This is a genomic window from Shewanella sp. Iso12 (assembly GCF_012030025.1).
In the GTDB taxonomy this organism is placed as follows: Bacteria; Pseudomonadota; Gammaproteobacteria; order Enterobacterales; family Shewanellaceae; genus Shewanella; species Shewanella algae.
In genome coordinates this window covers 184,201-208,267 of record NZ_JAAUHW010000008.1, presented here as the reverse complement: position 1 = coordinate 208,267, position 24,067 = coordinate 184,201, and the positions used below count along the sequence as shown (strand labels likewise).

At 52.5% G+C, this 24,067-nt stretch carries 15 protein-coding genes, 1 pseudogene and 2 riboswitches; of the genes and pseudogenes, 4 read left to right on the top strand and 12 right to left on the bottom strand.

The window, feature by feature from the left end:
- Positions 1-39: 39 nt before the first annotated feature.
- The 4 genes from HCX89_RS14735 to gbpA form a co-directional block, all read right to left on the bottom strand.
- Positions 40-2,196, bottom strand: a complete 2,157-nt coding sequence (locus HCX89_RS14735) for a S46 family peptidase (RefSeq protein ID WP_167716546.1) — start codon at positions 2,194-2,196, stop codon at positions 40-42.
- 136 nt (positions 2,197-2,332) lie between these two features.
- Complete coding sequence (locus HCX89_RS14730) at positions 2,333-3,526, bottom strand: aromatic amino acid transport family protein (protein ID WP_025008990.1); 1,194 nt, start codon at positions 3,524-3,526, stop codon at positions 2,333-2,335.
- A 570-nt stretch (positions 3,527-4,096) separates the two neighbouring features.
- Positions 4,097-5,353: a dicarboxylate/amino acid:cation symporter gene (locus HCX89_RS14725; RefSeq protein ID WP_208190918.1), complete on the bottom strand. Its 1,257-nt coding sequence runs from the start codon at positions 5,351-5,353 to the stop codon at positions 4,097-4,099.
- A 585-nt stretch (positions 5,354-5,938) separates the two neighbouring features.
- Positions 5,939-7,381 (bottom strand): N-acetylglucosamine-binding protein GbpA, encoded by a 1,443-nt coding sequence (gbpA, locus tag HCX89_RS14720; protein WP_101060061.1) that lies wholly within the window; start codon positions 7,379-7,381, stop codon positions 5,939-5,941.
- An 83-nt stretch (positions 7,382-7,464) separates the two neighbouring features.
- Positions 7,465-7,549: riboswitch (cyclic di-GMP riboswitch) on the bottom strand.
- A gap of 234 nt (positions 7,550-7,783) precedes the next feature.
- Positions 7,784-7,956: riboswitch (yybP-ykoY riboswitch) on the top strand.
- Between the two features lie 20 nt (positions 7,957-7,976).
- Between gbpA and HCX89_RS14715 the strand changes: the two genes are divergently transcribed.
- A complete protein-coding gene (locus HCX89_RS14715; RefSeq protein ID WP_044735108.1) occupies positions 7,977-8,534 on the top strand; it encodes a TMEM165/GDT1 family protein in 558 nt (185 codons plus the stop codon).
- A gap of 64 nt (positions 8,535-8,598) precedes the next feature.
- Here the strand turns inward: HCX89_RS14715 and katB are convergent, their stop codons facing one another.
- The 6 genes from katB to HCX89_RS14685 form a co-directional block, all read right to left on the bottom strand.
- Positions 8,599-10,062: a catalase KatB gene (gene katB / locus HCX89_RS14710; protein ID WP_101060062.1), complete on the bottom strand. Its 1,464-nt coding sequence runs from the start codon at positions 10,060-10,062 to the stop codon at positions 8,599-8,601.
- A 332-nt stretch (positions 10,063-10,394) separates the two neighbouring features.
- Positions 10,395-10,682, bottom strand: a complete 288-nt coding sequence (locus tag HCX89_RS14705; protein ID WP_167716544.1) for a YgjV family protein — start codon at positions 10,680-10,682, stop codon at positions 10,395-10,397.
- Positions 10,683-10,692: 10 nt separating this feature from the next.
- Complete coding sequence (locus HCX89_RS14700) at positions 10,693-11,163, bottom strand: cupin domain-containing protein (protein WP_028779402.1); 471 nt, start codon at positions 11,161-11,163, stop codon at positions 10,693-10,695.
- Positions 11,164-11,201: 38 nt separating this feature from the next.
- Entirely contained in the window at positions 11,202-11,639 is a 438-nt protein-coding gene (locus tag HCX89_RS14695; protein ID WP_045282998.1) for a PaaI family thioesterase, read from the bottom strand.
- A 118-nt stretch (positions 11,640-11,757) separates the two neighbouring features.
- Positions 11,758-14,349 carry an extracellular exonuclease ExeM gene (gene exeM / locus HCX89_RS14690; protein ID WP_167716543.1) on the bottom strand — a complete coding sequence of 864 codons (2,592 nt, stop codon included), beginning with the start codon at positions 14,347-14,349 and terminating at the stop codon, positions 11,758-11,760.
- A 420-nt stretch (positions 14,350-14,769) separates the two neighbouring features.
- Positions 14,770-17,271 carry a S8 family serine peptidase gene (locus tag HCX89_RS14685; protein WP_167716541.1) on the bottom strand — a complete coding sequence of 834 codons (2,502 nt, stop codon included), beginning with the start codon at positions 17,269-17,271 and terminating at the stop codon, positions 14,770-14,772.
- A 450-nt stretch (positions 17,272-17,721) separates the two neighbouring features.
- On the opposite strand from HCX89_RS14685, the gene HCX89_RS14680 reads away from it, so the two are divergent.
- Positions 17,722-18,111, top strand: coding sequence for a curlin (locus HCX89_RS14680; RefSeq protein ID WP_044735946.1), 390 nt, complete (start codon positions 17,722-17,724; stop codon positions 18,109-18,111).
- An 18-nt stretch (positions 18,112-18,129) separates the two neighbouring features.
- Positions 18,130-19,566, top strand: coding sequence for a curlin (locus HCX89_RS14675; protein ID WP_045282999.1), 1,437 nt, complete (start codon positions 18,130-18,132; stop codon positions 19,564-19,566).
- A gap of 1,559 nt (positions 19,567-21,125) precedes the next feature.
- Here the strand turns inward: HCX89_RS14675 and HCX89_RS14670 are convergent.
- On the bottom strand, positions 21,126-21,791 hold the full coding sequence (locus HCX89_RS14670; RefSeq protein WP_025008979.1) for a response regulator transcription factor: 666 nt from the start codon (positions 21,789-21,791) through the stop codon (positions 21,126-21,128).
- 211 nt (positions 21,792-22,002) lie between these two features.
- Positions 22,003-22,608 (bottom strand): annotated as a pseudogene (locus HCX89_RS14665) (DUF2238 domain-containing protein).
- 158 nt (positions 22,609-22,766) lie between these two features.
- Between HCX89_RS14665 and serA the strand changes: the two are divergent.
- Positions 22,767-23,996, top strand: a complete 1,230-nt coding sequence (serA, locus tag HCX89_RS14660) for a phosphoglycerate dehydrogenase (RefSeq protein WP_028779409.1) — start codon at positions 22,767-22,769, stop codon at positions 23,994-23,996.
- Positions 23,997-24,067 lie beyond the last annotated feature (71 nt).

Below are 24,067 nucleotides of genomic sequence, written 5' to 3'. Positions count from 1 at the left end.
CAACTTGGCGGGGATTGTTGTTGATGGCGAAGCTTACTCTTACTTGACGATTTCCATCTCTTGCAGCAGGTTGTCTGCATTATCCAGATATTTCATCACCCACAGCATGTAACGGCTGTCCACCTGAATGGAGCGGTTGATATTATCGTCGTAGTTCCAGTCACCTATGATGCTCTCATAAACACCGTCAAACAGCAGTCCCACCAGCTCGGCGCGGCCGTTGAGGGTTGGCGAGCCTGAGTTACCGCCTGTGGTATCCAGAGTTGAGAGGAAGTTGACCGGCACCGAGTCAATATCCTTGAAGTAGAAGTCACCATATTGCTTGGCCTTGATAAGCTCCAGCTCTTTCTTGGGAGCATCGAAAGGCTCAACCCCGGTGTCTTTCTGCACTATGCCTTCCAGACGAGTGAAAGGTACGGCGTAGAGACCATCTTTGGGTGAGTAGCCCTTCACATGGCCGACTGTCACCCGCAAGCTGGAGTTGGCATCGGCATACACAGGTTTACCTTGCTCACGGTTGTAGGCAATGATGGCTTCCATGTACTGAGGACGCACCTTCATCAGCTCACCGGCCAACTCTTTCTTTTTCTGCTCCAGCTGCATACCTGTGTCATAGAAGGCCACGGCAAACTGGATCATAGGATCTTTCGAGGCCTTGAAATCGGCAACCGACTTGTCCATCCAGGCCAGACGCACATCTTTGTTATCCAGCTTGGTATTCTTGTACATCTTGTCCAGAGTCTTCTTCAGCTTGGTCTCATCGAGCTTGTTGCCTATGCCGAAGTACTTGTCCAGCGCAGGCAGGCGCTCAGACTTGGGCAGCGCCGCATAACGCTTGAGCATCTCAAACACCAGCGCCTTGTCGACACTGGCGGCATAACGGCGATCGATACGCTCCATACCGGCCTTGAAGCGGATCATGTCACGCTCCTGGAAACCCGGCTCACGTTCCATGTCCGGCAGCGCCTTTTCATTGGCCAGACGATAGAGTTCGCGGGCCGTTGGCAACATAGTGGTATACCCCAGATAGCCCAGGATAATGTCACGCTGCTGATCCGCCTGGCTTTGGGCGACCAGCTTGTCCAGCTGTGCCAACACCTCGCCATACTGGGCCTTGCGGCTGCTGTCGGCATCGATCCAGCTCTTGAGCTTGGCTTCCAGGGCACGCTTGTCTTCCAGCATGGTCGACTTGCCGTAGAACTCGATCATCGAGGTGAAGTTCTTGGCATAGTTAGCCAGACCGGCGATCAGGCTCTCGTACTTGATGCGTTCATCACTGCCTTCCGGAGCCGTCTCTTTAATGATCTCGATAAAGCGCTCACGCAGCTCCTTGCCTTGTGGGTAAGACCACTCAAACTGGTTTTCCACTTCATTGCCGGTGCGGTATCTGTTGGTGCGGCCCGGGTAACCGGCTACCATCACAAAGTCCCCTTCCTTGACCCCTTTGGCCGACACCTTGAGGAAGCTCTTGGGCTCGTAAGGTACGTTATCCTTGGAGAAATCGGCCGGCTTGCCATTTTTGTTGACATAGGCGCGGTAGAAGGAGAAATCGCCTGTGTGGCGCGGCCACATCCAGTTGTCGACATCACCGCCGTACTTACCCACGCTGGCCGCCGGGTTATACACCAGACGAACATCACGGATTTCCAGCTGCTTCACCAGATAGTACTCGAGACCACCGTGGAAGCTGTAAACCTGACAGCGATAGCCATCTTCTTTTTCACACTGGGCCACCAGTGACTTCTCGGCCGCCTCGACGCCCTTGTAGAAAGCGTCGCCCTGCTTATTGTCCAGGCCTTGCTTGACCTTGTCGGTCACATTGGTGACCTCTTCGGTGACATATACCCGCGAGCCCGGAGTTGCCGGCAGTTCTTCGGCAAAGTTTTTCGCCAGGAAGCCATCACGCAGCAGATTCTTCTCCGGGGTGGAGTTGTACTGGATGGAGCCGTAGGCACAGTGATGGTTGGTTACCACCAGGCCCTTGGGCGAAACGAAAGACGCGGTGCAGCCGCCCAGGCTTATCACGGCGTTCATCGGGAATTCGGTCAGCTTGGAGATAGACTTGGCGTCTATTTCCAGTCCTTTGGCCTTGAGTTCATCGGCCATGGCCGGCAATTGGTAGGGCTGCCACATGCCCTCATCGGCCTGAGCACCAAAACTGGTGGCTATGGCCGTTGCAAGTAACCATTTTTTCATTCTAGTAAGTCCATTCGCTGGTATCAGTTCAATTTGTTGTTTTTGTGCAACAAAAAAGCCGGGCACAAGTCCCGACTTTAACACAGACTACCAAGCGGCTACAGACTCGGAAAAATTCCCTTACAAAGGGCTTGTATTAGGCCCCCAGCGTCGCATACAGCTGGGCAGCTATAATGCCTATCCCCAGGAGGGCCATCAGCGCCATCGCCGGCTTGCCACCGGCAACTTTGTAGCCTTCCGGCGACTCACGCCGCTGTTTCAGTGCTATGGCTATCGGCAGGAAGATGATGATCACCACTAAAGGCACGGCGGCAAAACCCAGCAGCGCTGAAAAACCTTCGGGCAGATACAGGGCGCAGGCCAGCGGCGGAATAAAGGTCAGCAACCAGGTCTGCAAGCGGCCGACAAAGTTACTCTTGGCACGGATAAGCTCGGCGCTGAAGTCAAACAGGCTCAGGGTCACTCCAAGAAACGAGGTGATCAACGCCAAGTCGGCAAACAGCCCAATGCACTTGCTCACCAAAGGCTGCTCGCTGATGGCCTGTAAGGCACTGATGAGTTTTGACAGTGAACCACCAAAACCGTGAATGGTATCGCCGCCAACGGTACCCAGGGTTACCAACAGCCAAAGCAGATAGCAGGCCAGCGGAATGCCGGAGCCTATCAGCAGCACCTTGCGCAGGGAAACCGTGTCACCATCGAGATAGCGCACCAGAGTAGCAATACAGACATGGAAACCAAAAGAGGTAAATACCACAGGCACTGCGGCCAGCCACACATTGGCATAGGAATCGGTCGGCGCCTGCTCCAGTAAGGTATTCATATTCACCTCAGGCAGCAAAAACAGTACCACCAGCACCAGCATGACTATCATGGCAGAAAACAGCCCGCGGGAGAGCTTATCGACCCAACCGACTCCCAAGGCGGCAAAACTGCCAAGAGCCAGGGTAAACAAGAGTACCGCGTCCTGGCCATCCAGGGTCATATCGAACCAGGCCTTGGCCTTGAGCACCAGGAGATCGGCGCCACCGGTCAGATAGGCGGCGGTCAGGGCAAACAGCAGGCTGAGAAAAGCGGCGCTTTGAATCAGTTGCCCCGTCTTACCCAAGGCTTTACCTGTGATGGCATGCAGGTTATCCCCCACGCCGGAGCGCAGATTGACTTCCAACATCAACAGTGAGGTGTAGGCGGAAATGCCCCAAATGACCAACATCAATAACAGTGCCGGGAGCAAGCCCATGGCAGCCGTTGCCAGTGGCAAGGCCAACATACCGGCGCCAATCGCAGTACCCGCGACTATGGCTATAGAGCCCAATATTTTTAAGTTCACTAAAATTCGTCCTGTTCTTTTGTCTTGTTATCTTTAAGGTCAGATTTAACTCATGGGAAAGGCGAATTGTCAGCGCAGCTGGCAAGCTGTAACGTCTTGGCCGCAGATGAAATTCCGCCTTACGGAGTTTCATTGGCCCCAACAGCTCAGCAAACAGAAGAGGTATGCCACCAAGCCACTGGGGCTAACTAAATCGTGGACAGCGGAATTTGGGACTGCAGAGATGCAAACTCAACACGGAGGCTCTTTCTCAAAAAATTGACTTAACCGGGACATTAACAGAGCCACAGCCCTTGGGCAAGCAGGGAAGCGCGACTATCGGCCCTAAGGCGAAAAGCAGGCCGGTTCCATCAAAAACAGGGCAGAATATGATTATCGGTAAATGCGCCGCTGCTGATATTAGGGAAAGTGCGAACAAGTCCTCGTGGCGTTCTCTTTTGTAGGGATTGGCTTGCACAGCAATTGGCGTTCAAAGCATCCAGGCAGAGCCTATTCACTGCGATAGCCTATCAGGACAATATCGCAGTGAATTTAAGCCCAGTCGATCATGACTCACGTATTGAGTTCGACTCACGCGACCTCAGCTTGTGGCTGTGGAACTATGTCAGCTGTGTCACTGAGGGCATTCTCGCTCTTGGCCACCACGCTGGCGGCAATACTGTTACCCAGCACATTGGTAGCCGAGCGGCCCATATCGAGGAAGTGATCGACCCCGAGCAAGAGCAGGATCCCCGCCTCGGGAATGTTGAATTGCCCAAGGGTGGCGGCAATCACCACTAACGAAGCTCTGGGCACACCGGCCATCCCTTTGGAGGTGACCATCAACAGCAATAACATGGTCAACTGCTGCCCCAGACTCAGCTCAAAGCCATAGGCCTGGGCAATAAACATGGTGGCAAAGGTGCAGTACATCATGGAGCCATCCAGGTTGAAGGAATAACCCATTGGCAGCACAAAGCTGGAGATACGTTTGCTGCAGCCGAACTCTTCAAGCCGCTGCAACATTTTCGGATAGGCCGACTCAGAGCTGGCGGTGGAAAATGCCAGCAGCAAAGGCTCACGCATCAAGCTCAGTAAACGACGGATACGGCCGCCGAGGAACAAGGAACCCGCAGCAATCAACACCAACCACAACAGCCCCATGGAAAGATAAAACTGTCCCATAAAGCTGCCATAGGTGAGCAATATGCCACTGCCCTCCTTGGCCACCATGGCACCTATAGCGGCAAATACGGCAAAAGGAGCAAAGTTCATCACATAAGCTGTCACCTTGAGCATGATATCTGCGCCACTGCTGAGCACTGAAATCACCGGCTTGGCATGTTCACCGCAAGCCGCAGCCGCCAAACCAAAGAAGAGTGAGAACACCACTATCTGCAGAATTTCGTTGTCGGCCATGGCACCGATAACACTCTTGGGGATCGCATGGGAGACAAACTCTCTCAGGCTCAAACCACCGGCCTCCAGGCCTGTCACGGCATGGCTGTCCGGCAGCGCCAGGTCGAGCCCCACTCCCGGCTCCAGCAAGCTGACCATCAAGAGTCCCAACAGCAGCGAGATAACCGAGGCCATCATAAACCAGGAAAGTGTCTTCAAGCCGACCCGGCCAACAGTGCGGCTGTCTCCCATCTTGGCGATACCCACGGTCAGAGTGGTAAACACCAAGGGAGCTATGATCATCTTGATCAGATTAAGGAATATATCTGTGAGTATGGTAATGCTGTCTGCAAAGGTCTGGGCTTGTTCGGGGTAATACCAGCGCAAAATCTGGCCTGTCGCAATACCCAGCAACATGGCGAGAATAATCGACAGGGTCAACTTGTTCATTTTCATTCTCATGTGTCGTGCTCCAGTGAATGCCTGGGAGATGGATCCGCCGCCAACGCAGGGGTGCAAAAGGCCATAAGGCCAGAGAAATGCATAAAAAAGCCAGCTCAGATCCAGACAGAATGTCTTCAATAACGCTCATGACTTACATGCATATCCTATGGAGGCAAAAACTGGCATAAGCAGTCCTGGAAGACGGTGAGATTGCCACTGGAGTAAGCCGATGAGCGTCAGCATCTTGAAACGTATCGTCCCGGAAGGGAAGCCTTAAGACTGGGTGGGCAAGTCGTCACCGTCATCTCTGACGGCTAAAAATGGCGCTTGCACTACAGGCTCGATTGGCGGGATAAGGCGAGTCAGTGTCCAATTCTATATAAATTTCAAATTATTAAAAATGTTTCGACACTAACTATTAAGATGGAAACTTTAAAAAAGAAAACCAGATTAACTGAAGATGAAACTTTATTTATCCAACTAATTTAGTGAGTTACTTCACGGCATTGTTGCGCTTGAAAAGACCACCAGGCATGAAACAGTAGCCGCAGCAGTCGCTGCGGCTATCGAGTCAGCTTTGGAAAGCACTTATCACTCGGCTATCCAGGCCAGTTGCCAATGACTGCCGACACCGGGTTCAAACTGGGTCGCACTGGCCGACCATTGGCGGCAATAACCACTTTCCGGGAAGGGCTTGCAACGGTATATCTTGCCATCTTTGGGCTGCAGTACCCTGGTTCCCTCTGTGTATGACCCCAAACCATCAGGGAAATGGAAATCCGCCGGCGCCGCATCACCGGCTTGACGCAGGAAGAAACCAAACTCCTGGGTCAGCTCCTTGCCCTCTTGGGTCTGAGCCTTCAACTGCATGTGGTAATGTCCGGCAGCGGGCTCCAGCACTTCGATGTTGAAGTCGGCGCTGTTATTGTCAATCTGCTGCACGGCAGAACCGGATGCCTTGCCGTCATGAGTACTGATAAAGGCACTGACCTGCATTCTGGCATCTGTGGTTACAGTAAAGCCAACGCTGGCCTTGCCATCGACTATCTCATAATTGTCGCTCAGGCCGCTGACACTGAAATCGCCGCCGGGCAGAGGCGCCAACTCAAAACCAGTTTCGACCCGGGTAATCCCGGAATCATTCTGGGCGAAGACATCATTCTTGCCATAGACGGGCACTATCTCACCATTGGCATTCAATTGCCCTGCCTTAAGGCCGGTGCCACCGGCATTGATCGCCTCAGCCAACAAACTGGGCCAGGTATTATGATTACCCTGCCCGGCATCGGCTATGGTGAGCCGGGTAGACAACGAAGGTTGTTCTCCGTTGTCACCAAACACCCGAGTGAACACCTGATCGCCAGCCTTAAGATCCTGGGACGGGTTGATATTCCCCACGTCCTGCCATTCGGAAGGAGTCGGGGCAGCGCCGTCAAAGTTCACATCTATGACATTGTAGAAACTGTTGCTGGTATCCCCCACTTCCCAAACCGCCAGCACAAGCTGATAACCGCTACGCTGTGGCAACTGACACTGATGCGTCAGCGTCTTGGGAGGCTGCACCATGCCGCCATCGACACTGCAAAATGGTTCGGACTCAAAGGCCGCCCGGCTCAAAGGTGCGTTGGGGTCCCAGTTTTGCTTGGTCAGATAGTAACGCCAATCGCGGGTAACATGATTGGCGGTCAGCTGCCAGGTAAAGTTGATAGGGCCGGCACTCACAGGTTGTTTGGTCCAGCGACTGGATGACTGCTGATCCAGCTCTCTGAAACTGGCATTTCCGGCACTGGCTATCTGACCATCGGCCGGGCCGGATGCCGGAAATCCTGAAGGCCCTTCGACGCTTTGGGGTTCCCACTGAATCGCACCACAGCTGGTGTTGTTGTGCTGATTACAGGCGTAGGCTCTGGACTCTGGGCTTTTCACATAGCCATGAGCCAACACCTGGGTAGATAACCCTACCCCAGCGGCTGCCAATGCCAAGGACAAAGCTGTTGTTTTAAATGATGATTTAACCACTTTGCAATACTCCATTTTGCTGCCTTAACGACAGTTCCTTGAACAAGCGGTATTTGGGCACACAAGAGAATGACTCTGTTGCAGACACAGTCAGCGACTGTGGCAGCCCCGCTATCTTAACCCGAGGGCCTTAGACCGGAAGCTTTGCGTCCTGAGCTTTCGCTCAGTTTGCCAAATACCCAGAAGCTCCCACCTCAGTTTCCTGCGGCTGAGAGTTCTATGAGTAAAGGCAAAAATGACAACGATGTCAAAGAAGAATTTCTTTAAAAACCAAAAAGTTAAAAACAGACAATGCGTACAGCATACTGAGCATCACAACATCTGCTTGATTCATATCGGATAAACGAAATACCGTAAAATCCCCCTGTCACTGAGCCGACCAGTGTTGCCATGACGAGCTTTATGGTTATAATGGCCGCCTCTGTCTTAGGGGAGTAGCTAACCTGGGTCCCGCCCAGGGGTAAGCATCAACACACTTGGCCTCATGCCATGGTGCTTACAGCAAGTTTAGGCTTGCCAGGCAAGACCTGAGCACGGTATACCGCACAAATATAAAGGGGTGGGCGGTGGACTGTGCTTGGAATTTTGCCACCCCTAAGGAACGCCCATTTTGGAAGCACTCATCGCCTCAACTCTCACTGTCGCCGTAGCCGAAATCGGTGACAAGACTCAGCTGTTGGCCCTGTTGTTGGCCGCCCGTTTCAAAAACAAGACCGCGATTATCTCCGGGATCCTTGTCGCCACCCTGCTCAACCATTTTGCCGCCGCCTGGCTGGGCCAATGGGCCATGGGTTGGCTCAGTGCCGATATCGGCCGTTACCTTGTTGCCGGCAGTTTCTTTGCCATCGCCCTCTGGGTGCTGGTGCCCGATAAGGTCGATGCCGAAGAAAGCCGCTTCTACCGTTATGGCCCCTTCGTGGCCACCTGTTTGCTGTTCTTTATCGCCGAAATGGGTGACAAGACCCAGGTCGCAACCGTGGTACTGTCGGCCAAATACGATAGCCTGCTGATGGTAGTAACAGGCACCACTGTCGGCATGCTGCTGGCGAATGTTCCCGTGGTGCTGGCCGGCCATTTCAGTGCCGACAAGCTGCCTATGACCTGGATCCACAGAGGTTGCGCCCTGCTGTTTGCCCTCTTGGGGATAGCCACCCTGCTGTGGGAATAGGGAAACCGCTGACAGCGCAAAAGGGGCAGCTCAAGCTGCCCCTGTTATTTCCGGCGTGCCGCTATCAGCTGGCCAGCATCTCTTGCACCCGGCGGCCATAGTCGGCATCGGCCTGGCTGAAGTGGCCAATCATTCGCTGCTGCACATCCTGAGTCGCTTGACTCAGAGTACCGCAGATATTGCTGATAAGCCTGGCCTTTTCCTCTTCCGACAACAAGCGGTAAAGATTGCCTGCCTGGGTGTAGTCATCCTGGCCATAACGGCTGTATCTGTCGGCTTCACCATCCAGGCGCAGCGGTGGCTCTTTGAACTCGGTCGCATCCTGCAGGCCGCTTGGCTGCGAGTTGGGGCCATAGTTTGCCGACGCATCGCCACCTGTCTGGCTACCATGGTAAGGGCATTGAGCCCCGGCCATGGCACCGGCACGTTGATGATGATTGGCCTGAGTCGCATGGGGGCAGTTCACCGGCAACTGGTTATAGTTGGCTCCTATCCGATAGCGCTGGGCATCGGCGTAGGCAAACAGGCGAGCCTGCAACATCTTGTCCGGTGACGCGCCGACACCGGGAACCAGGTTACTCGGCGCCAGTGCCACCTGCTCTACTTCGGCGAAATAGTTCTGTGGCAGACGATTGAGTTCCAGTACCCCAACCTCAATCAGCGGATAGTCCTTATGTGGCCAAACCTTGGTCAAATCAAACGGGTTGATATGGTAAGTATTGGCATCGGCTTCCGGCATTATCTGTACCTTGAGCTTCCAACGGGGGAAGTTGCCATCCTGGATTGCCGCCACCATGTCACGCTGGGCATGATCCGGATCGATTCCCTTCACCTTGGCGGCCTGCTCTTCAGTCAGGTTGGCTATGCCCTGCTCTGTCTTGAAGTGGAATTTGACCCAGAAGCGCTCACCCTTGGCATTCCAAAATGAGAAGGTGTGCGAGCCAAAGCCATGCATCTGCCGATAGTTGGCCGGAATGCCCCGGTCAGACATCAATACAGTCACCTGATGCAAGGACTCTGGGTTGAGCGACCAGAAGTCCCACATCGCCTGAGGATCTTTCAAATTGGTGTGCGGATTCCGCTTCTGGGTGTGGATAAAGTCAGGAAACTTGATGCCGTCACGCAGGAAGAAGGTGGGGGTGTTGTTGCCCACAATGTCGTGATTACCGCGCTTGGTGTAGAAACGTACCCCAAAGCCACGGGGATCGCGCTCGGCATCGGCGCTGCCCATCTCACCGCCTACGGTCGAGAAGCGAACAAAGGCCTCGGTCTGGGTACCAACCCCCTGGAAATGTTCGGCTATGGTGTATTGGCTCATATCATTGGTCACTGTGAAGGTGCCATAAACACCCGTGCCTTTGGCATGCACTACCCGCTCAGGGATCCGCTCGCGGTTGAAGTGGGCCAACTTTTCAATCAGGTGCCAGTCCTGCAGCAACAGGGGACCACGCTCTCCGGCGGAGAGGGAATTCTGATCGTCTGCGATGGGGGCGCCGCTCTGGCTGGTGATATATTGCTTCTGACTCATCTCGTGCTCCTTAATCCTTTGTCTCGTTTAACCAGTTTTCAATCACATCAAATATGGTGGCCATAGGTACTCCTTTGAGCAGTCGTATTGGCGATGTGGTCATCTTAGTCAGGCGACGATATTTTTAAAAACGATTAAAACTGATTATCACAATTCCATTTATAGATTAAATGGAGTTTGGGATTGAGAAATGGGGATAAAGAAATGCATAACCGAGATAGCAGTGACTGCCAGTCGAGATGAAAAACGGCTGAAGCAGAGCAAACGTACATTGTCACAAAAGCAACAAACCTTCTAGAAACCGGCGTCTGGGGCCCCCTGACACCGGGTTGTCAGCCTTGCTGATCCTCAGATTTTTCCGGGCTTGCCTGAGGGACGGCCTGTAAATCAGGTTCTGGGCTACGATAGAGTTTAACCAGGTAATAGACATCGATAAGCACTATGAAGAAGTTCACCAAAGCCACAGGATATGCAGCAATGGCGATCCCATAGGCAACAAACAGCGCCGCTCCAAGCAGGTTCCACCAGCGCAGTCGTTTGATATTGGACATCATCAGAGAAATGGCCACCACTACCGATGCCAGATAACCGACCCACTCCCATATATTGATTGTATCCATTCAAGCTCCCCTATTTGGGATGGCTAATGGTGTCGAGATCCACCAGATCCCAACACCCCTGATTACGATAAAGGCGTTTACCCTTATAAGGATAGTCGGCCACATCATGGCTGAGGCGTTGTCCCATGACTAAATATTTGAGCGGCCTCTCGGAAGTGTTGTTCATGCCATGAGCCACACTGCCGGCGGGGAAAGCGATAAAGTCCCCGCCCCCGATGGCGAAGACTTGTTGATCGATACACACCTCGCCTTCACCTTCGAGCACATAAATACACTCTTCTTCAAAATAATGAAGGTGGTATTCGGTGCTGTCACGCCCGGGCGCCAGCTCAATCAGATGCACTCCAAGATGAGCAAGGCCGATGACATCACCGAGAGATTTTCTAAGTCGCACCGCATTGGGGTTGAGGAAATGCGTCCGCTCCTCCCCTTTCATGGCGTCTATCTCACTGGCTTTCAGCAGAAACTCCCTGGCATTCATCTCTGTCCCCTGAGTCAGAGCGTCCTTGAGTGAAGCTGTCAGCGCTTGACCACGGCCGCGGTCATACGGGAAATACAGGTCAGCTCACCGGCGCTGTTATGAATAAGCACTTCCCAGACAGAGCTGCGTTTGCCCAAATGTACGGCTCTGGCTGTTGCCTTGAGTTCACTATTGCGGGCTGCCCGCAGGTGATTGGCGTTGATCTCCTGACCTACACAATAGTAGTTTTCAAAGTCCACCGCAAAATTGGCGGCATAGCTGGCCACCGTCTCTGCGAGCGCCACATTGGCACCACCATGTACTATCCCAAGTGGGTTGTGGATAGCCGGAGACGCCGGCATGCTGGCTACCATATAGTCATCACCTATCTCAGTGATGCGGATCCCCAGGGTCTGCATCAAAGTGCCTTTGCCCCCTATACCGGCATCCAGTTTGGCACAATCTTCCAGGGTGATGGGTCGAAACCAAATACTCATCTTATTGTTATCCTTAGTACTCCAATAGGAAAATCAGTGTACTTGGCTGCCTGTATCCAAGTAAACCCGGCCAGCGCAATCCTCTGACCGGGTGAGTGTCAATCAAGACTTGAGAACTTTAGCCGCGGCGGCGCAGCCCCAATGCTGCGAGAAACAGCAGTGACAGATACCCCAAGGCACCACCATCATGCTTGGAAGGCTCAACCTTGGCAGGATAGCTGAGTGCCACTATCACAGGGTCATGATCCGAAGCCGAGAAGGCATTGTCAGACTTGGGCAATTCACCTGTGTACTTCTTGCCATACTCGAACATGTTGGATTCGACTGAGTTGATATGCCAGTCTTCAATGGCAACCAAACGCTCCGCCAGACTGGCGTTGGCCAGTGCATGGTCGAGATTTCCCAACTCACCGTTATAGCTGTAGGAGAAAGTATCGACACCATGGGCCAAGGTGTTGAGGTTGATAAGCCCATACCCCTTGCTGATTTCAGTTCCCTGATGCTCATAGACCTTACCGTTCAGAGTGGTCCAGGAAGCGGTACGCAGAACCCGCTCCGATTGGGCGGCATCATAGTCGGTCAGCACCCGCACAGGATCTTCCAGACCATAGGCATTGAGATCGCCGATCACCAGGAGATCGCCATCGATCTTTTGCAAGGCTTCTCCCAGAACTTTGGCAGCTGACACCCTGAAGGCGTTGCACTTGCCCTGCAGATCCTGAGGATCCCGGTTCTCATCAAAGTTCAGCCAATCCTCAAGACAACCCGAGCCCTTGGACTTGAGATGATTCACCACCAGAGTCAGGCTCTGATCTGCTATGTTGAACTTCTGTCCCAGACTGTAGCGCTGATACTTATCAAAGGCAGGGCTGGCTTCCTGCTTGCCATCGACTTCCCGGCTGGCAACCGCTTCAGCGGCATGCTGCTCTGGAGTCGCAATCACAAAAGCCTCGGCTGCCGGAGTCACCCTGGCGGGGCGATAAAGCATGCCCACGGTAATGGCATCGCCGCCGAGATACTTGCCATCTTTTTTGTCGGCGTCGGCTATCTCTACAAAGGCATAGATATCCTCATCGGCTTGCTGCTCATTGAGCGCATCGACCAGATTGCGGATGGCGCTTTTCTCGCCAAAGCCGTTGTTGGCAATCTCCATCAAACCCACTATGTCGGCGTTCATGGCGGTAATGGCATTGACTATTTTAGTGCGTTGCAACAGCATCTCTTCTTCGCTGAGGGCGCCGCGGTTATCACCTGTTGGATTGGCGTCACCACCTACGGCATCGTTGAAGAAATTAAGCACATTGAAGCTGGCGACCCGGATATCCCCCTTCTCGGCAATAGCCGGTGCTTGGCTGCGATCGTCGCCGCGCAATATATCCCCAGGAGTAATACTGTTGGTTGCCACCAGACGATACTGGTTATAGCTGTATCCTATAACCCCCTCAAGACCGGTTAACTGGTCGCCAACCCGCAGATAACCTGTCTCTGGGTTGAAGTCCGGCATCCAGGGCAGCTCGCCGTCTTTGGCCTTGAAGTCTGACTCAACAAACAATTGGTTGGCACGGTTGGCTTGCTCCAGTGCCATCGCCTCTGGCGACAGCGGCAGGTGTACCTGAGTCGGCTTCAGCAGCGGCGCCTTGTGAGACAACATAAGATTGTTGCGACGGGCATCGTAGTCAAAGCTGAAGTTACGGCTGACCTTGAGATCACTGCCGGCATCCAGTACTACCTTCATGCCTTCAAAGCGCTCCAGCGCTTGCTGCAGGGTTTCACCATCTGCCACATAAAAAGGCGCAGCCACCGGCAGTTGGGTAAACTCACCCACGGCAAATTTTTTGTCAGCCTTGATATCCAACTGAGTCAGGCCATAGTACTCCTTGACCTTACCCTGTACGCAAACCTCGACACCGGGCTGCACTGTTTCCGGCGCCGCTTCACCTAGGAATACAAAGATGCCGTCGGAGGTGAAAGGCGAGTTGTCTCCCTTGGGATCTTGCAGATAAAAGCCTTTGAACAGGCTGTCGCCACGGGCACTGACCACACCCTTGAGGGTATATTCGCTGTCGGATTCGAACTTACCCTCAGGGACCAACGGACTGCGATCTCCGCTCCCCTGCACTTCATAGATGGGTGTCAGCGTGGCGCCATCACAGCTGAATGCCGTAACTTCAGGGGCTGCAGCCTCATCCAGGCTGCCGAGTCCTTTGAAGTTATCAGTGCCCATAGGTTGCCAATCGGCGGCATTGAATTGCGTCGAGGCAGTGAGCGCCGACTTGCTGCGGGCCAAAGTGATATTCAGGCCCCAGTCGGTTGGGGTAGGCACGGCGCCGACAATATCGACGACGACGCCATCTTTCATCAGGGCTACCGCATCACCGCCATTGAAATAGAGATTGCCCTTGAGGCTGTCGACTCCAGCAGGCAAGCTTATTTCAGCATTGGGATGCAGAATCACTTTAATCCCCTTGGCCGCCATGCTTTGGCCATCCAATAGCAGCATATCGGAGGCATCAGTAGCGCCATCTTTATACCGCACCAATTTATAGCCGTTTAAATCGACTTGACTATCACCAGAGTTATATAGCTCTATGGCTTTATTATTGGCGCTGCCCTCAACGTATTCGCTGATTAAAACATCGGCATTGGCCATCACTGGAATGGTGGCAGCCACGGCAATCGCAATGGCTGTCAGCTTGTTAACATTATCCATATTATCAACCCCTTTAATTGTAATAATGCCGTTAATTTCTATTAACGTGCCGCGGGATTGTCCCAGAGAAGAACGGTCAATTGAAGTGGTTTAATCACATTTAGGCAACAGTTATACCGAACGCAAATTCTATATAAATCATTAATTAACCACCATGTTCTCAACTGAGAACAAAGCAGAAAACCCTGTTTCAACCCAAGCTGTTATTTAATAAATAAATAGTTAGACAGCAAATAAAGCCTGTCTTCTATAAAATATAATAAGCCGTATGATATGGTCGATAAAATAGACAAATATTTTTACATCAAATAATCAGTAAACCTCGAAACTAATTATCTCTCCCCGTCATCAAAAATTAATTTTTGCGCGATATGACCATAAAAAAAGCGGCCGGATGGCCGCTTTCATCTATTTGGGTTATCAGAATTGAGCAACAACGGGATCAGAGCAAAGCTCGGCTTCCAGTTCACAAACCTGATAAGTCACGCTATTGGCTTCGGTATTGAAGCGGTCACGGAACTGGCCATCGTTGACGGTGGTCGCAACCTGCTCACCGTCGCGGAAAATCGCCACTTCATCACCCAGGGCACCATTCCAGTTAACATCGACCATAGCGCTGCCACGACGGGACTTGAGGGCGCGGCTGATATCGGCAGAGATGCTGTGGGCAAATACCTGCACTTCCATGCTGACACTGTCGCTGAGCTCGGTGGCATCGGTCGCTGTCAGGGTCACTGTGTAGGTACCGGCCTCAGCATACACATGTTGAGGGTTTGCCTCGCTGGAGACAGAGCCGTCACCGAAATCCCAGTGGTAGCTGGCGATATCATCATTGATATCAGAGCTGCTATTGCTGAAACTGACGCTCAAACCTTCGGCTTGATAGTCAAAGCCGGCATTAGGTGCTGAAGGACCGGCTTCGCCCAGCGCCGTGATCACCATACCCCAGTTGTTCAGGGTGCCTGTGTCACCACCGGCATGGTCAGTCACGCTGAGAGTCCAGGTACCTTGGGCAATTTCACCGTTGAAGTCGCCCAGATCCCAGCTCTTGACGATATCGTCATTGCTGCTGCCTTCGCGATTATGCAGCACCACTTCGGTGCCGGATGGCGAAGTCAGGGTCACTGTCAAATCACCAATCCAGGTGTGGCTGATGTTGACGTTGGTATTGACACCAAAGATCTGCAGCGGATCGGCAATCTCAATGGTGCTGGTCACTGTGGTGTTATCGGCAATAGCCACTGGGGTATCATTGCTGTATGGGAAGTCATTCAACCCTTGAGGGATGATTTCCAGGCTCACCACACTGCTCTTTTCAATACTGCCGTCATTACCCGATACCGTGATGGCGTAATCGCCCCACTGAGTCTCGGCGGTACTGGCTACGTTCAGGGTAAAGCTGTCACCGGCACCCACGCTGGCGGCAGACAAAGATACCCCTTCCAGAGCAGGCTCCACACTGACACTCAGCTCAACACTACCATCCCAACCGGCCACACTACCGACACTGAAGTCATAGCTGGTGCTTTCACCGGCTTCGATAGTGCGTGCAGCCGGAGTCACGCTGAAGCGATAACTTGGGCTTGGGTTGGCTTGATCGAGCGCGTTGGCCGCGTTCAGACGGGTACCGGCAACACTCTTGCCAGTCATGGCCGCATTGGCATCACCCGAATTCATCAACAGTTCTTTCATCTCAAGCGGTGTCAGATCCGGGTTGATGGACCACACCAGAGCCGCCACCCCGGTCACCATAGGCGTAGCCATGGAAGTACCCGAATAACTCTCGTAACCACCACCTGGAACCGTTGACAGAATGGCACTGCCAGGCGCCGCCATGTCTACGCTGGTAGCACCCCAGTTGGAGAACCAGGAGATACCATCCGAGCTATCGGTACTGGCGATAGACATCACTATGTCCGATTCATAGTTGGACGGATAATGAGGGCTGACATCATTGTCACTGGTGTCATTACCGGCCGCAGCCAGGAACAGAATACCGGCTTCACCGGCGGCTTCGATGGAGTCCTTCAGCGCCTGGCTGAAACCACCGCCGCCCCAGGAGTTGTTCGTTGCTTTGATATCAACGCCATGATTCACCTTGAGATCAGTCATATAGTCGATACAGGCGATGGCATCTGCGGTAGAACCTGTACCGGCAGGGGTCAGGAACTGACAACCAATGATCTTCACATCCCAGTTAACCCCGACCACACCCAGACCATTGTTGCCCTTGGCACCAATGGTGCCGGATACATGGGTACCATGGCCGTTGCCGTCCATGGGATCGCCATTGTTGTTGGCCGAGCTGAAACCGTGAACATCATCAATCACGCCGTTGCCGTCATCATCTATGCCGTTACCGGGAATTTCACCCGGGTTAACCCACATATTGGCCTGCAAGTCCGGATGGTTATAGTCAACCCCGGTGTCGATAACCCCAATGATCACATCCGAGCTGCCTGTAGTGACATCCCAGGCTTCGGGAGCATCAATATCGGCGTCAGCCACACCACCGGTTTGCCCAGTGTTGTGCATGCCCCAGAGCTCAGGGAAACGGGGATCATCCGGCATGCCTATGGCCCGCAGAATGTAGTTGGGTTCAGCATATTTAACCGCAGGGTGGCTGGAGATCATCTTGATCGCCTGCTCAATATCGGCGCCTTGACGCAGATTCAGCTTTGCAAGACGGCCATCGAGCAAGCGGGCAAATTTGTCATCTATACCATCGGCATTGGCATCACGCAGAGTGCCACGTACCAGGCGCTGAGCCGCGATGCGCTCCTCTTTGGTGGCATTATCCTTGTAAACCACCAGGATAGAGTCCTTGGCGTAACGGATCTCGTTTTTAGCCATTGCAGGAGCGGCGCCAAGCGCCATAACACCAGCGACAGCCACCGCCAATGGCGAGAATTTTTTCAACATATTCGGGCTTCCTATAGTCCTTATAATCCCTTGGTATCCGGAACGGCTTGCATCTGCGGCACTTCCTTGAAACGACAGGCAAACAATGGCCAGCGAGTGAAATCCGGCGTTTATTTATTGCAAATAGATTGTTACCGCAATGAAAACAAGAGAGAAAGTAGCAAACTGAAAAATACGACTTTGCTACTAGACGGGTTAGGTATTTTGAATCTTAAAAACATCTGAAAAATAAAAATAAAAACTTATTTTTCAATACACTAAATAAAATCAAACCTTCAAACCCAGACAATATCGACTAAAGCCTAAATAGCCTTTAACTCCGATTGCGGCACCCGTCCCATACGCGTAACTTTTGTTGCTGATTTGTTCCACTCTGGTTCAATCAAGGATATGTACGAAAAGGAGTCTTAGGTGTCGGTACTCGCAAAAATCCTGTTTGGTTCAGCCGTTTTGTTGACCAGTCTTGGTACAGCAGCGACAGAGCGCCAGGTAAATGCACTACAGGAGTTGCCAGTCACCCTCCAGACACTGCTGGAAACTCAGGGACGCGACAACTTGGTCGACCTGATGCAACAAGGCAGTTTCAACCAAGCCATCATAGTTCAAGCCGGAATTGACAACAGCGCCATCCTCACCCAGGCCGGGTTTGGAAATCAGGCACAAGTAGTACAACTCGGGGTCAATAACCAGGTTGAAATGATGCAGGTGGGTGACGCCAATAAGGCAAACATCACTCAAATAGGCAATGACAATCTGGTGCAACTCAACCAGCTTGGCAGCGCCAATTTTTCGATACAACAAATTGCCGATGCTGCCACTATCAGCATCACGCAGTATTAAAAACACAGGGAGCGTTTAATGAAATCTCAAGCTAAAAAGTCACTGATTGCACTGGCTATCACAACGGGTCTGGGTATGAGTGCCCAAGCCTTCGCCGGCAGTGTCAATGAAATCTCAGTTAACCAGCAGAGCCGCAGCACTGTAGGTCAGGAAGTCTATGCCGAGCAAACCGGCATTCTGAACCTGGCAGTCATCAATCAGGAAGGTTCTGCCCAGGAAGCCACCGTGGTTCAAGACGGTGTTTGGCACGAAGCCTATGTTGATTCCAAGGGCGACGAAAACAAAGTTATAGTGACTCAGAATGAAGACTGGCACGTGGCCAGCGTCGATGTAGACGGTAACGTCAACACAGCAACTGTCGCTCAATCCGGTTTCTTCAACGAAGCCAATGTTGAGCTGATCGGTGACAACAACAGTGCCGAAGTAAACCAAAACGGTGACACCAACTTCGCAGTATTCCGTGTCAACGGCAACGACAACTCTGGCTATATCAGCCAAAACGGTAACAACAACGAAGCCGGCATGATAGCCGTTGATTTCAGCCCCAACGTAGGCAACGGTAACTCTGTGACCGTACTGCAGGAAGGCAACAGCAACATAGGTGGCGTGCGTGGCGTTGCCGGTGATAACAACAGCATCGAAATCGATCAGGCAGGTGATCTGAACACTGGTTTTGTTTACGCCCTGTCCGGCTCTGAAAACAACATCGAAATGATGCAAACCGGCACTGCCAACACCGCAGTACTCGAATTCACCACAGGTGATGACAACGACGTTGAAATCTACCAGAAAGGTGATGGCAACGCGGTAGGCGATCTGCTGGTTGCCGATATTCAAGGTAGCGACAACGTAGTCGATATCCAGCAGGAAGGCGACACCAACGGCGTTGAATTCCAAATCTGGGGTGACGACAACAACATCGACCTGGAGCAGGATGGCAGCACCAACTTCGCTACTGCCGCCGCCTATGGCACTGACAACAGCATGGACCTGACTTCACAGGGCGATTACAACGAGCTGGTTGCATTCGCCACAGGTGAAGACAACCAGATCGAAATCCATCAGGAAGGCACTGAGAACTTTGCCTATGCCGAGCTGGAAGGTGAGAACAACGAAGTTGATATGGAGCAAGATGGCAGCGCCAACGAAGCTCTGGTCACTGTTGTTGGCTATGACAATACCGATATCGAAACCACTCAAAGCGGTGACCTCAACCTGGTAGACCTGCTGATCCTCGGTGATGACAACCTGGCTCAAATCGTTCAAAGCGGCGACAACAACTGGGTGAGCGGTGTTGACGGCGGCGCCTTCGCCGTGGTTGGTACAGGTAACAGCCTGATGATCACCCAAAGCGGTAACGAAAACCTGGTTGTCGGTTCTCAGGCCGGTACCAGCAACGCTATCAGCGTAACCCAAAGCGGCGACTACAACGTTGCCACTGTTATCCAGAACTAATCACTCTGGTGCTTGATGCGAAAGGGAGCCTCTTGGCTCCCTTTTTGTTTGCCCAATTGCCAACTGAGCGTGAGTCATTGTGGCTTGAAAACTTATGGTTCCAGCGGTTTCTTGGGAACCCCATACCATAAGCATCGAATAGCAAGGCGAGTATTCGCCGCTGGCACAACGGCTAACATGGCTTTGAACCAAATCTCACTAATAAACCTGGTTTTAGCTGCCAGCTAAGTTGCAGCCCATCACCTGCGGTGCGCCTCTCGCACAGGCGATCCTGTGACACGGCGTTAATACGTCCCTGTAGCCTCGACGAAAACATCTGACCTACATGGACGTAGGAAATGCCGAATTTGTCAGGAACAAAATTCGGCCCTGTTTTCGACGGTCACAGTTCCGCCAGTGCCTGGGAAATAGGCGTATGTCTGTAGGTATATAAGCAATCTCAAGCAACGCTATGATTGCAGAATTGCACCAATTCCCCCTTCGGAGCCGCCGCCGGCGTTGTTGTAAATTGGTGTAGTCGAGACAGGGATGTCGAGGCTCGAAGGTCGAGCAGGGCGAATGTTGCGAAGCGACAAGTTCATGAGCGCGAGCCAAGGAAGGCGAGCTGGCCCTTATGCATGGATGCATTTGGCGAGTCCTGAGTGTAGCCAATTTGCTTCATAAGCCAGCGGGGATTTCGGCTACGTCGGGGTGTCCTTGGGGATGCAAGGGGCTTTGGACAAGCAAAGCCCCTTGTCCAGTGTGGTGTGGAACACCACGACTTTAGGCCGCTGGCACAACGGCTATCATGGCTTCTAACTAAAAGTTACTAATTAGTATTGGTAGGGCTTCCAGCGACGGACGGTCTCCCATTGCCTGCCGCAGGCTTATGCACAGGCGATTCTGTGACTCGGCGAGAGTTGCGAAGCAACAAGCTTATGAGCGCGAGCCAGGGATGGCGAACTGGCCGTTGTGCATGGAGGCATTTACACCACGACTTTACGCCGCTGGCACGGCGGCTAGCATTGCTTTAAGCCTTAAATCCCTCACCAATACTTGCCGGGCTTTTGACCACAGACGTAACCCATCACCTGCGGTGGGCTCTTGCACAGGCGATCCTGTGACACGGCGTTAATACGTCCCTGTAGCCTCGACGAAAACATCCTTGTTTTCGACGGTCACAGTTCCGCCTGTGCCTGAAAATGAGGTGTATGTCTGCAGGCATATAGGTAGCTTCAAACAAGTTAGCTCTCACAAAGTTGCTCCAATCCCTCCTCGGTGTCGCCGAGAGCCTTTGGCGCAAATAACGTAGCTGAAGGCGAACACTCGCCGGTGACGAGTGTGCTCATGAGCGCAAGCTATGGACAGATTGGAATGCTTAAGCTCCACGACTTTACGCCGCAGGCACAACGGCTATCATGGCTTTGGCTGAAAGCCATTCCCGACGCGTAAAAAGGCGCAAAGCAGCGGCGATTGCCGCACTCTGACAGGAATTTTCCACTGACTTGGCTTACATAAAAGCCATCAAAGCATAAACAAGCCCCATTCGGGGCCAAGTTCAGGCTGGATCTAGCGACAAATCAACTGATGAGATCGAAGTGACTCTGATAGGTCTGGGCCCAACGCAACAATTCGACTCGATTACGAGATTGAGTCTTGCGGAAAATCGATGAAATATGCGCCTTGACCGTATGCTCACTGATACACAGACGTTGGGCTATCTCTTTATTCCTGGCACCACTGGAAACCAGCTGAATAATGGTACGTTCACGCCGGGTCAACATCTGCAGCATGGAAACCGTATCGGCAGACATCTCATTGCCAGTGTCCAAGGTCTTGACCAGCTTACGGAACATCTTGCTGATAAGGGTTCTGTCGTACCAGAGCTCATCGGCCACCATCTTGCGCAGACCAGTAAGCATAAGATCGATGCGCTGATCTGAATAAAGCACCCCGCGGATCCCCAGCAACATAGCCGACTCCTGATCCAGTGAACCTCTGGCAACTTGATAGAGGGCGACAGGAACATGAGAGACCAGGCGGCTGGCCAGCAGAGGAATGCCCTTATTGTCCAGCGCCGACCCCTTCTGAGAAATTAGATAGAAAGTACTATCGCTCTTCTGCGGATCCAACTGTTCCGGGTGGCGTACTATACGGGTCTTAAGACCAATGGACTCGGCCAGTATGGCCAAATGACAAGGGGCGGCTATCTGGTTTATAAAAACCAACTCATTGATACTACTCATATTTACTCTTCTCCCTGAAAAGTCTCGCTCATATCCCTAAAGGGATAGCTTCCTTAATCACTTTCCGTGAGCTTACACAAAAAGTATCAGATGATTCTGACCAGATAGTGTCCGGTTTTCATCACCATAAAGTATGATTCTAACAATCTTTAGTCGCATTGCCAGATGAAATATTGTAAAGACTGTATATGGCTCTCTCTGTCCCGACCTGTCAATCGGCGCCAAGACGCTGCAACTGGCGGTCATGACATGAGGATAAAACCAGCAAGGCGGCGATGGCACCGATAAGAGCCATCAGCATATCCGACTGGGTATCCCAGACGTAGCCCTAGGTGCCGAGAAAGGCCTCGGCACCTGTACCTGTAGCCGCGGCAACCCACCATTCAATCAGTTCATAGAAAGCCGACAAGGCCAAGGCAAAACAACTGACCAGAAAAGCACACCAGGCACCCGGTTTCACTGCTTGATTACGCAGCAGTATCTCCCTGGCAATCATTGCCGGGATAAATCCTTGGGCCAAATGACCCAGTTTATCGTAGTTGTTACGCTCAGAGCCCATCCACTGCGCTAAAGTATCGAACAGCGGCACCTCGGCATAGGTGTAGTGGGCGCCGACAAACAGTATCAGGCAATGCACCAAGATCAGGCCATAAAGCAGCGGAGTCAGCGGAAAACGTTTGCGGGTAAAAAACAGTATCGGCAGCGCCAGCATCCCAGGCAGCGCTTCCAGCCACCAGGTGAAATCATCTTTAGGCGCTATCGCCGACCAGATAAGTACCACAAAATAAATGACCAGCCAGATAATTGTGTTTTTCAAGCCACTTTCCTTATGCCAGTGATTGTTCTCAATTAGGAAAAAATACTTTAGCCATCTAGCCCTCCACTTCACCTGAAAAAAGTGCTACTTTGATTGGGCATGGGCGAAAGCATCATAGCATACGTACATTAGTTAATAATCAAGAGGGTACCTATATCATGGCGAAACACTCGCTGGACAAGGATAAAATTAAAATCCTGTTGTTGGAAGGCGTCCACCAATCAGCCGTCGATGTGCTGGAAAGGGCTGGCTATACCAATATCGAGTATCACAAGGCATCACTCTCCGGCTCAGAGCTTCAGCAGTCGATCAAAGATGCCCATTTCGTCGGAATCCGCTCCCGTACCCAACTGACCCAAGAAGTATTACAACAGGCGGAAAAGCTGGTTGCCATAGGATGTTTCTGTATCGGCACCAACCAGGTCGACCTCAAGGCTGCCGAGCAACTGGGTATTCCTGTGTTCAATGCGCCCTTCTCCAATACCCGCAGCGTGGCCGAACTGGTACTCGGTGAAATCATCATGCTGCTGCGCGGTATTCCGCAGCGCAACGCCCTGGCCCATCGTGGTGGCTGGCTCAAGAGCGCCAATGGCAGCTTCGAAGCCCGTGGCAAGACCCTGGGGGTCATAGGTTATGGCCATATCGGTACCCAGTTGGGGATCCTCGCCGAAACCTTGGGGATGAAAGTGATCTTCTTCGATATCGAAGATAAGCTGCCGCTGGGTAACGCCCAGCAGGTACATTCCATGGAGCAGTTACTGTCTCAAGCCGATGTGGTCAGCCTGCATGTGCCTGAAACACCACAAACCAAAGAAATGATTGCCCAGGCCGAACTGGCGATGATGCGCAAAGGCAGCATACTGATCAATGCTTCCCGCGGCACTGTGGTGGATATCGACGCCCTGGCGGTAGCCCTCAAGGAGCAACAGTTGGCAGGTGCCGCCATCGACGTGTTCCCGGTTGAGCCCAAGTCCAATACTGACGAATTCCAAAGCCCGCTGCGCGGTCTGGACAATGTGTTACTGACCCCACACATAGGCGGCAGCACAGAAGAAGCCCAGGAAAACATAGGTATTGAGGTTGCCGGCAAGCTAGCCAAATACTCAGACAACGGTTCTACCCTGTCGGCAGTCAACTTCCCGGAAGTATCGCTGCCGCAGCATAAAGATGCCTCCCGCCTGCTGCATATTCACCATAACCGCCCCGGTATTCTGATCAAGATTAACCAGGCGTTCTCGGAGAAAGGCATCAACATTTCAGCCCAGTATCTGCAAACCACAGCCACCATAGGTTATGTGGTGATGGAGGTAGATACCACCCAGGCTGAAGAAGCACTGACAGAGCTCAAGTCTATCGAAGGTACTATCCGTACCAGACTGCTGTTCTGATTTTTTGAGGCTTTCACAGGGCGCCATATTGCTATCGGTGCCCTGTTTATTTCTGTCAAATCCGCTACAAT

What these genes read in the sequence shown, in the direction of transcription:
- HCX89_RS14735 (WP_167716546.1), bottom strand. Translation starts at nt 2,196, where the DNA reads ATGAAAAAATGGTTACTTGCAACGGCCATAGCCACCAGTTTTGGTGCT.
- HCX89_RS14725 (WP_208190918.1), bottom strand. Translation starts at nt 5,353, where the DNA reads ATGAACAAGTTGACCCTGTCGATTATTCTCGCCATGTTGCTGGGTATT.
- gbpA (WP_101060061.1), bottom strand. Translation starts at nt 7,381, where the DNA reads ATGGAGTATTGCAAAGTGGTTAAATCATCATTTAAAACAACAGCTTTG.
- katB (WP_101060062.1), bottom strand. Translation starts at nt 10,062, where the DNA reads ATGAGTCAGAAGCAATATATCACCAGCCAGAGCGGCGCCCCCATCGCA.
- HCX89_RS14705 (WP_167716544.1), bottom strand. Translation starts at nt 10,682, where the DNA reads ATGGATACAATCAATATATGGGAGTGGGTCGGTTATCTGGCATCGGTA.
- HCX89_RS14700 (WP_028779402.1), bottom strand. Translation starts at nt 11,163, where the DNA reads ATGAATGCCAGGGAGTTTCTGCTGAAAGCCAGTGAGATAGACGCCATG.
- HCX89_RS14695 (WP_045282998.1), bottom strand. Translation starts at nt 11,639, where the DNA reads ATGAGTATTTGGTTTCGACCCATCACCCTGGAAGATTGTGCCAAACTG.
- exeM (WP_167716543.1), bottom strand. Translation starts at nt 14,349, where the DNA reads ATGGATAATGTTAACAAGCTGACAGCCATTGCGATTGCCGTGGCTGCC.
- HCX89_RS14685 (WP_167716541.1), bottom strand. Translation starts at nt 17,271, where the DNA reads ATGTTGAAAAAATTCTCGCCATTGGCGGTGGCTGTCGCTGGTGTTATG.
- HCX89_RS14675 (WP_045282999.1), top strand. Translation starts at nt 18,130, where the DNA reads ATGAAATCTCAAGCTAAAAAGTCACTGATTGCACTGGCTATCACAACG.
- HCX89_RS14670 (WP_025008979.1), bottom strand. Translation starts at nt 21,791, where the DNA reads ATGAGTAGTATCAATGAGTTGGTTTTTATAAACCAGATAGCCGCCCCT.
- serA (WP_028779409.1), top strand. Translation starts at nt 22,767, where the DNA reads ATGGCGAAACACTCGCTGGACAAGGATAAAATTAAAATCCTGTTGTTG.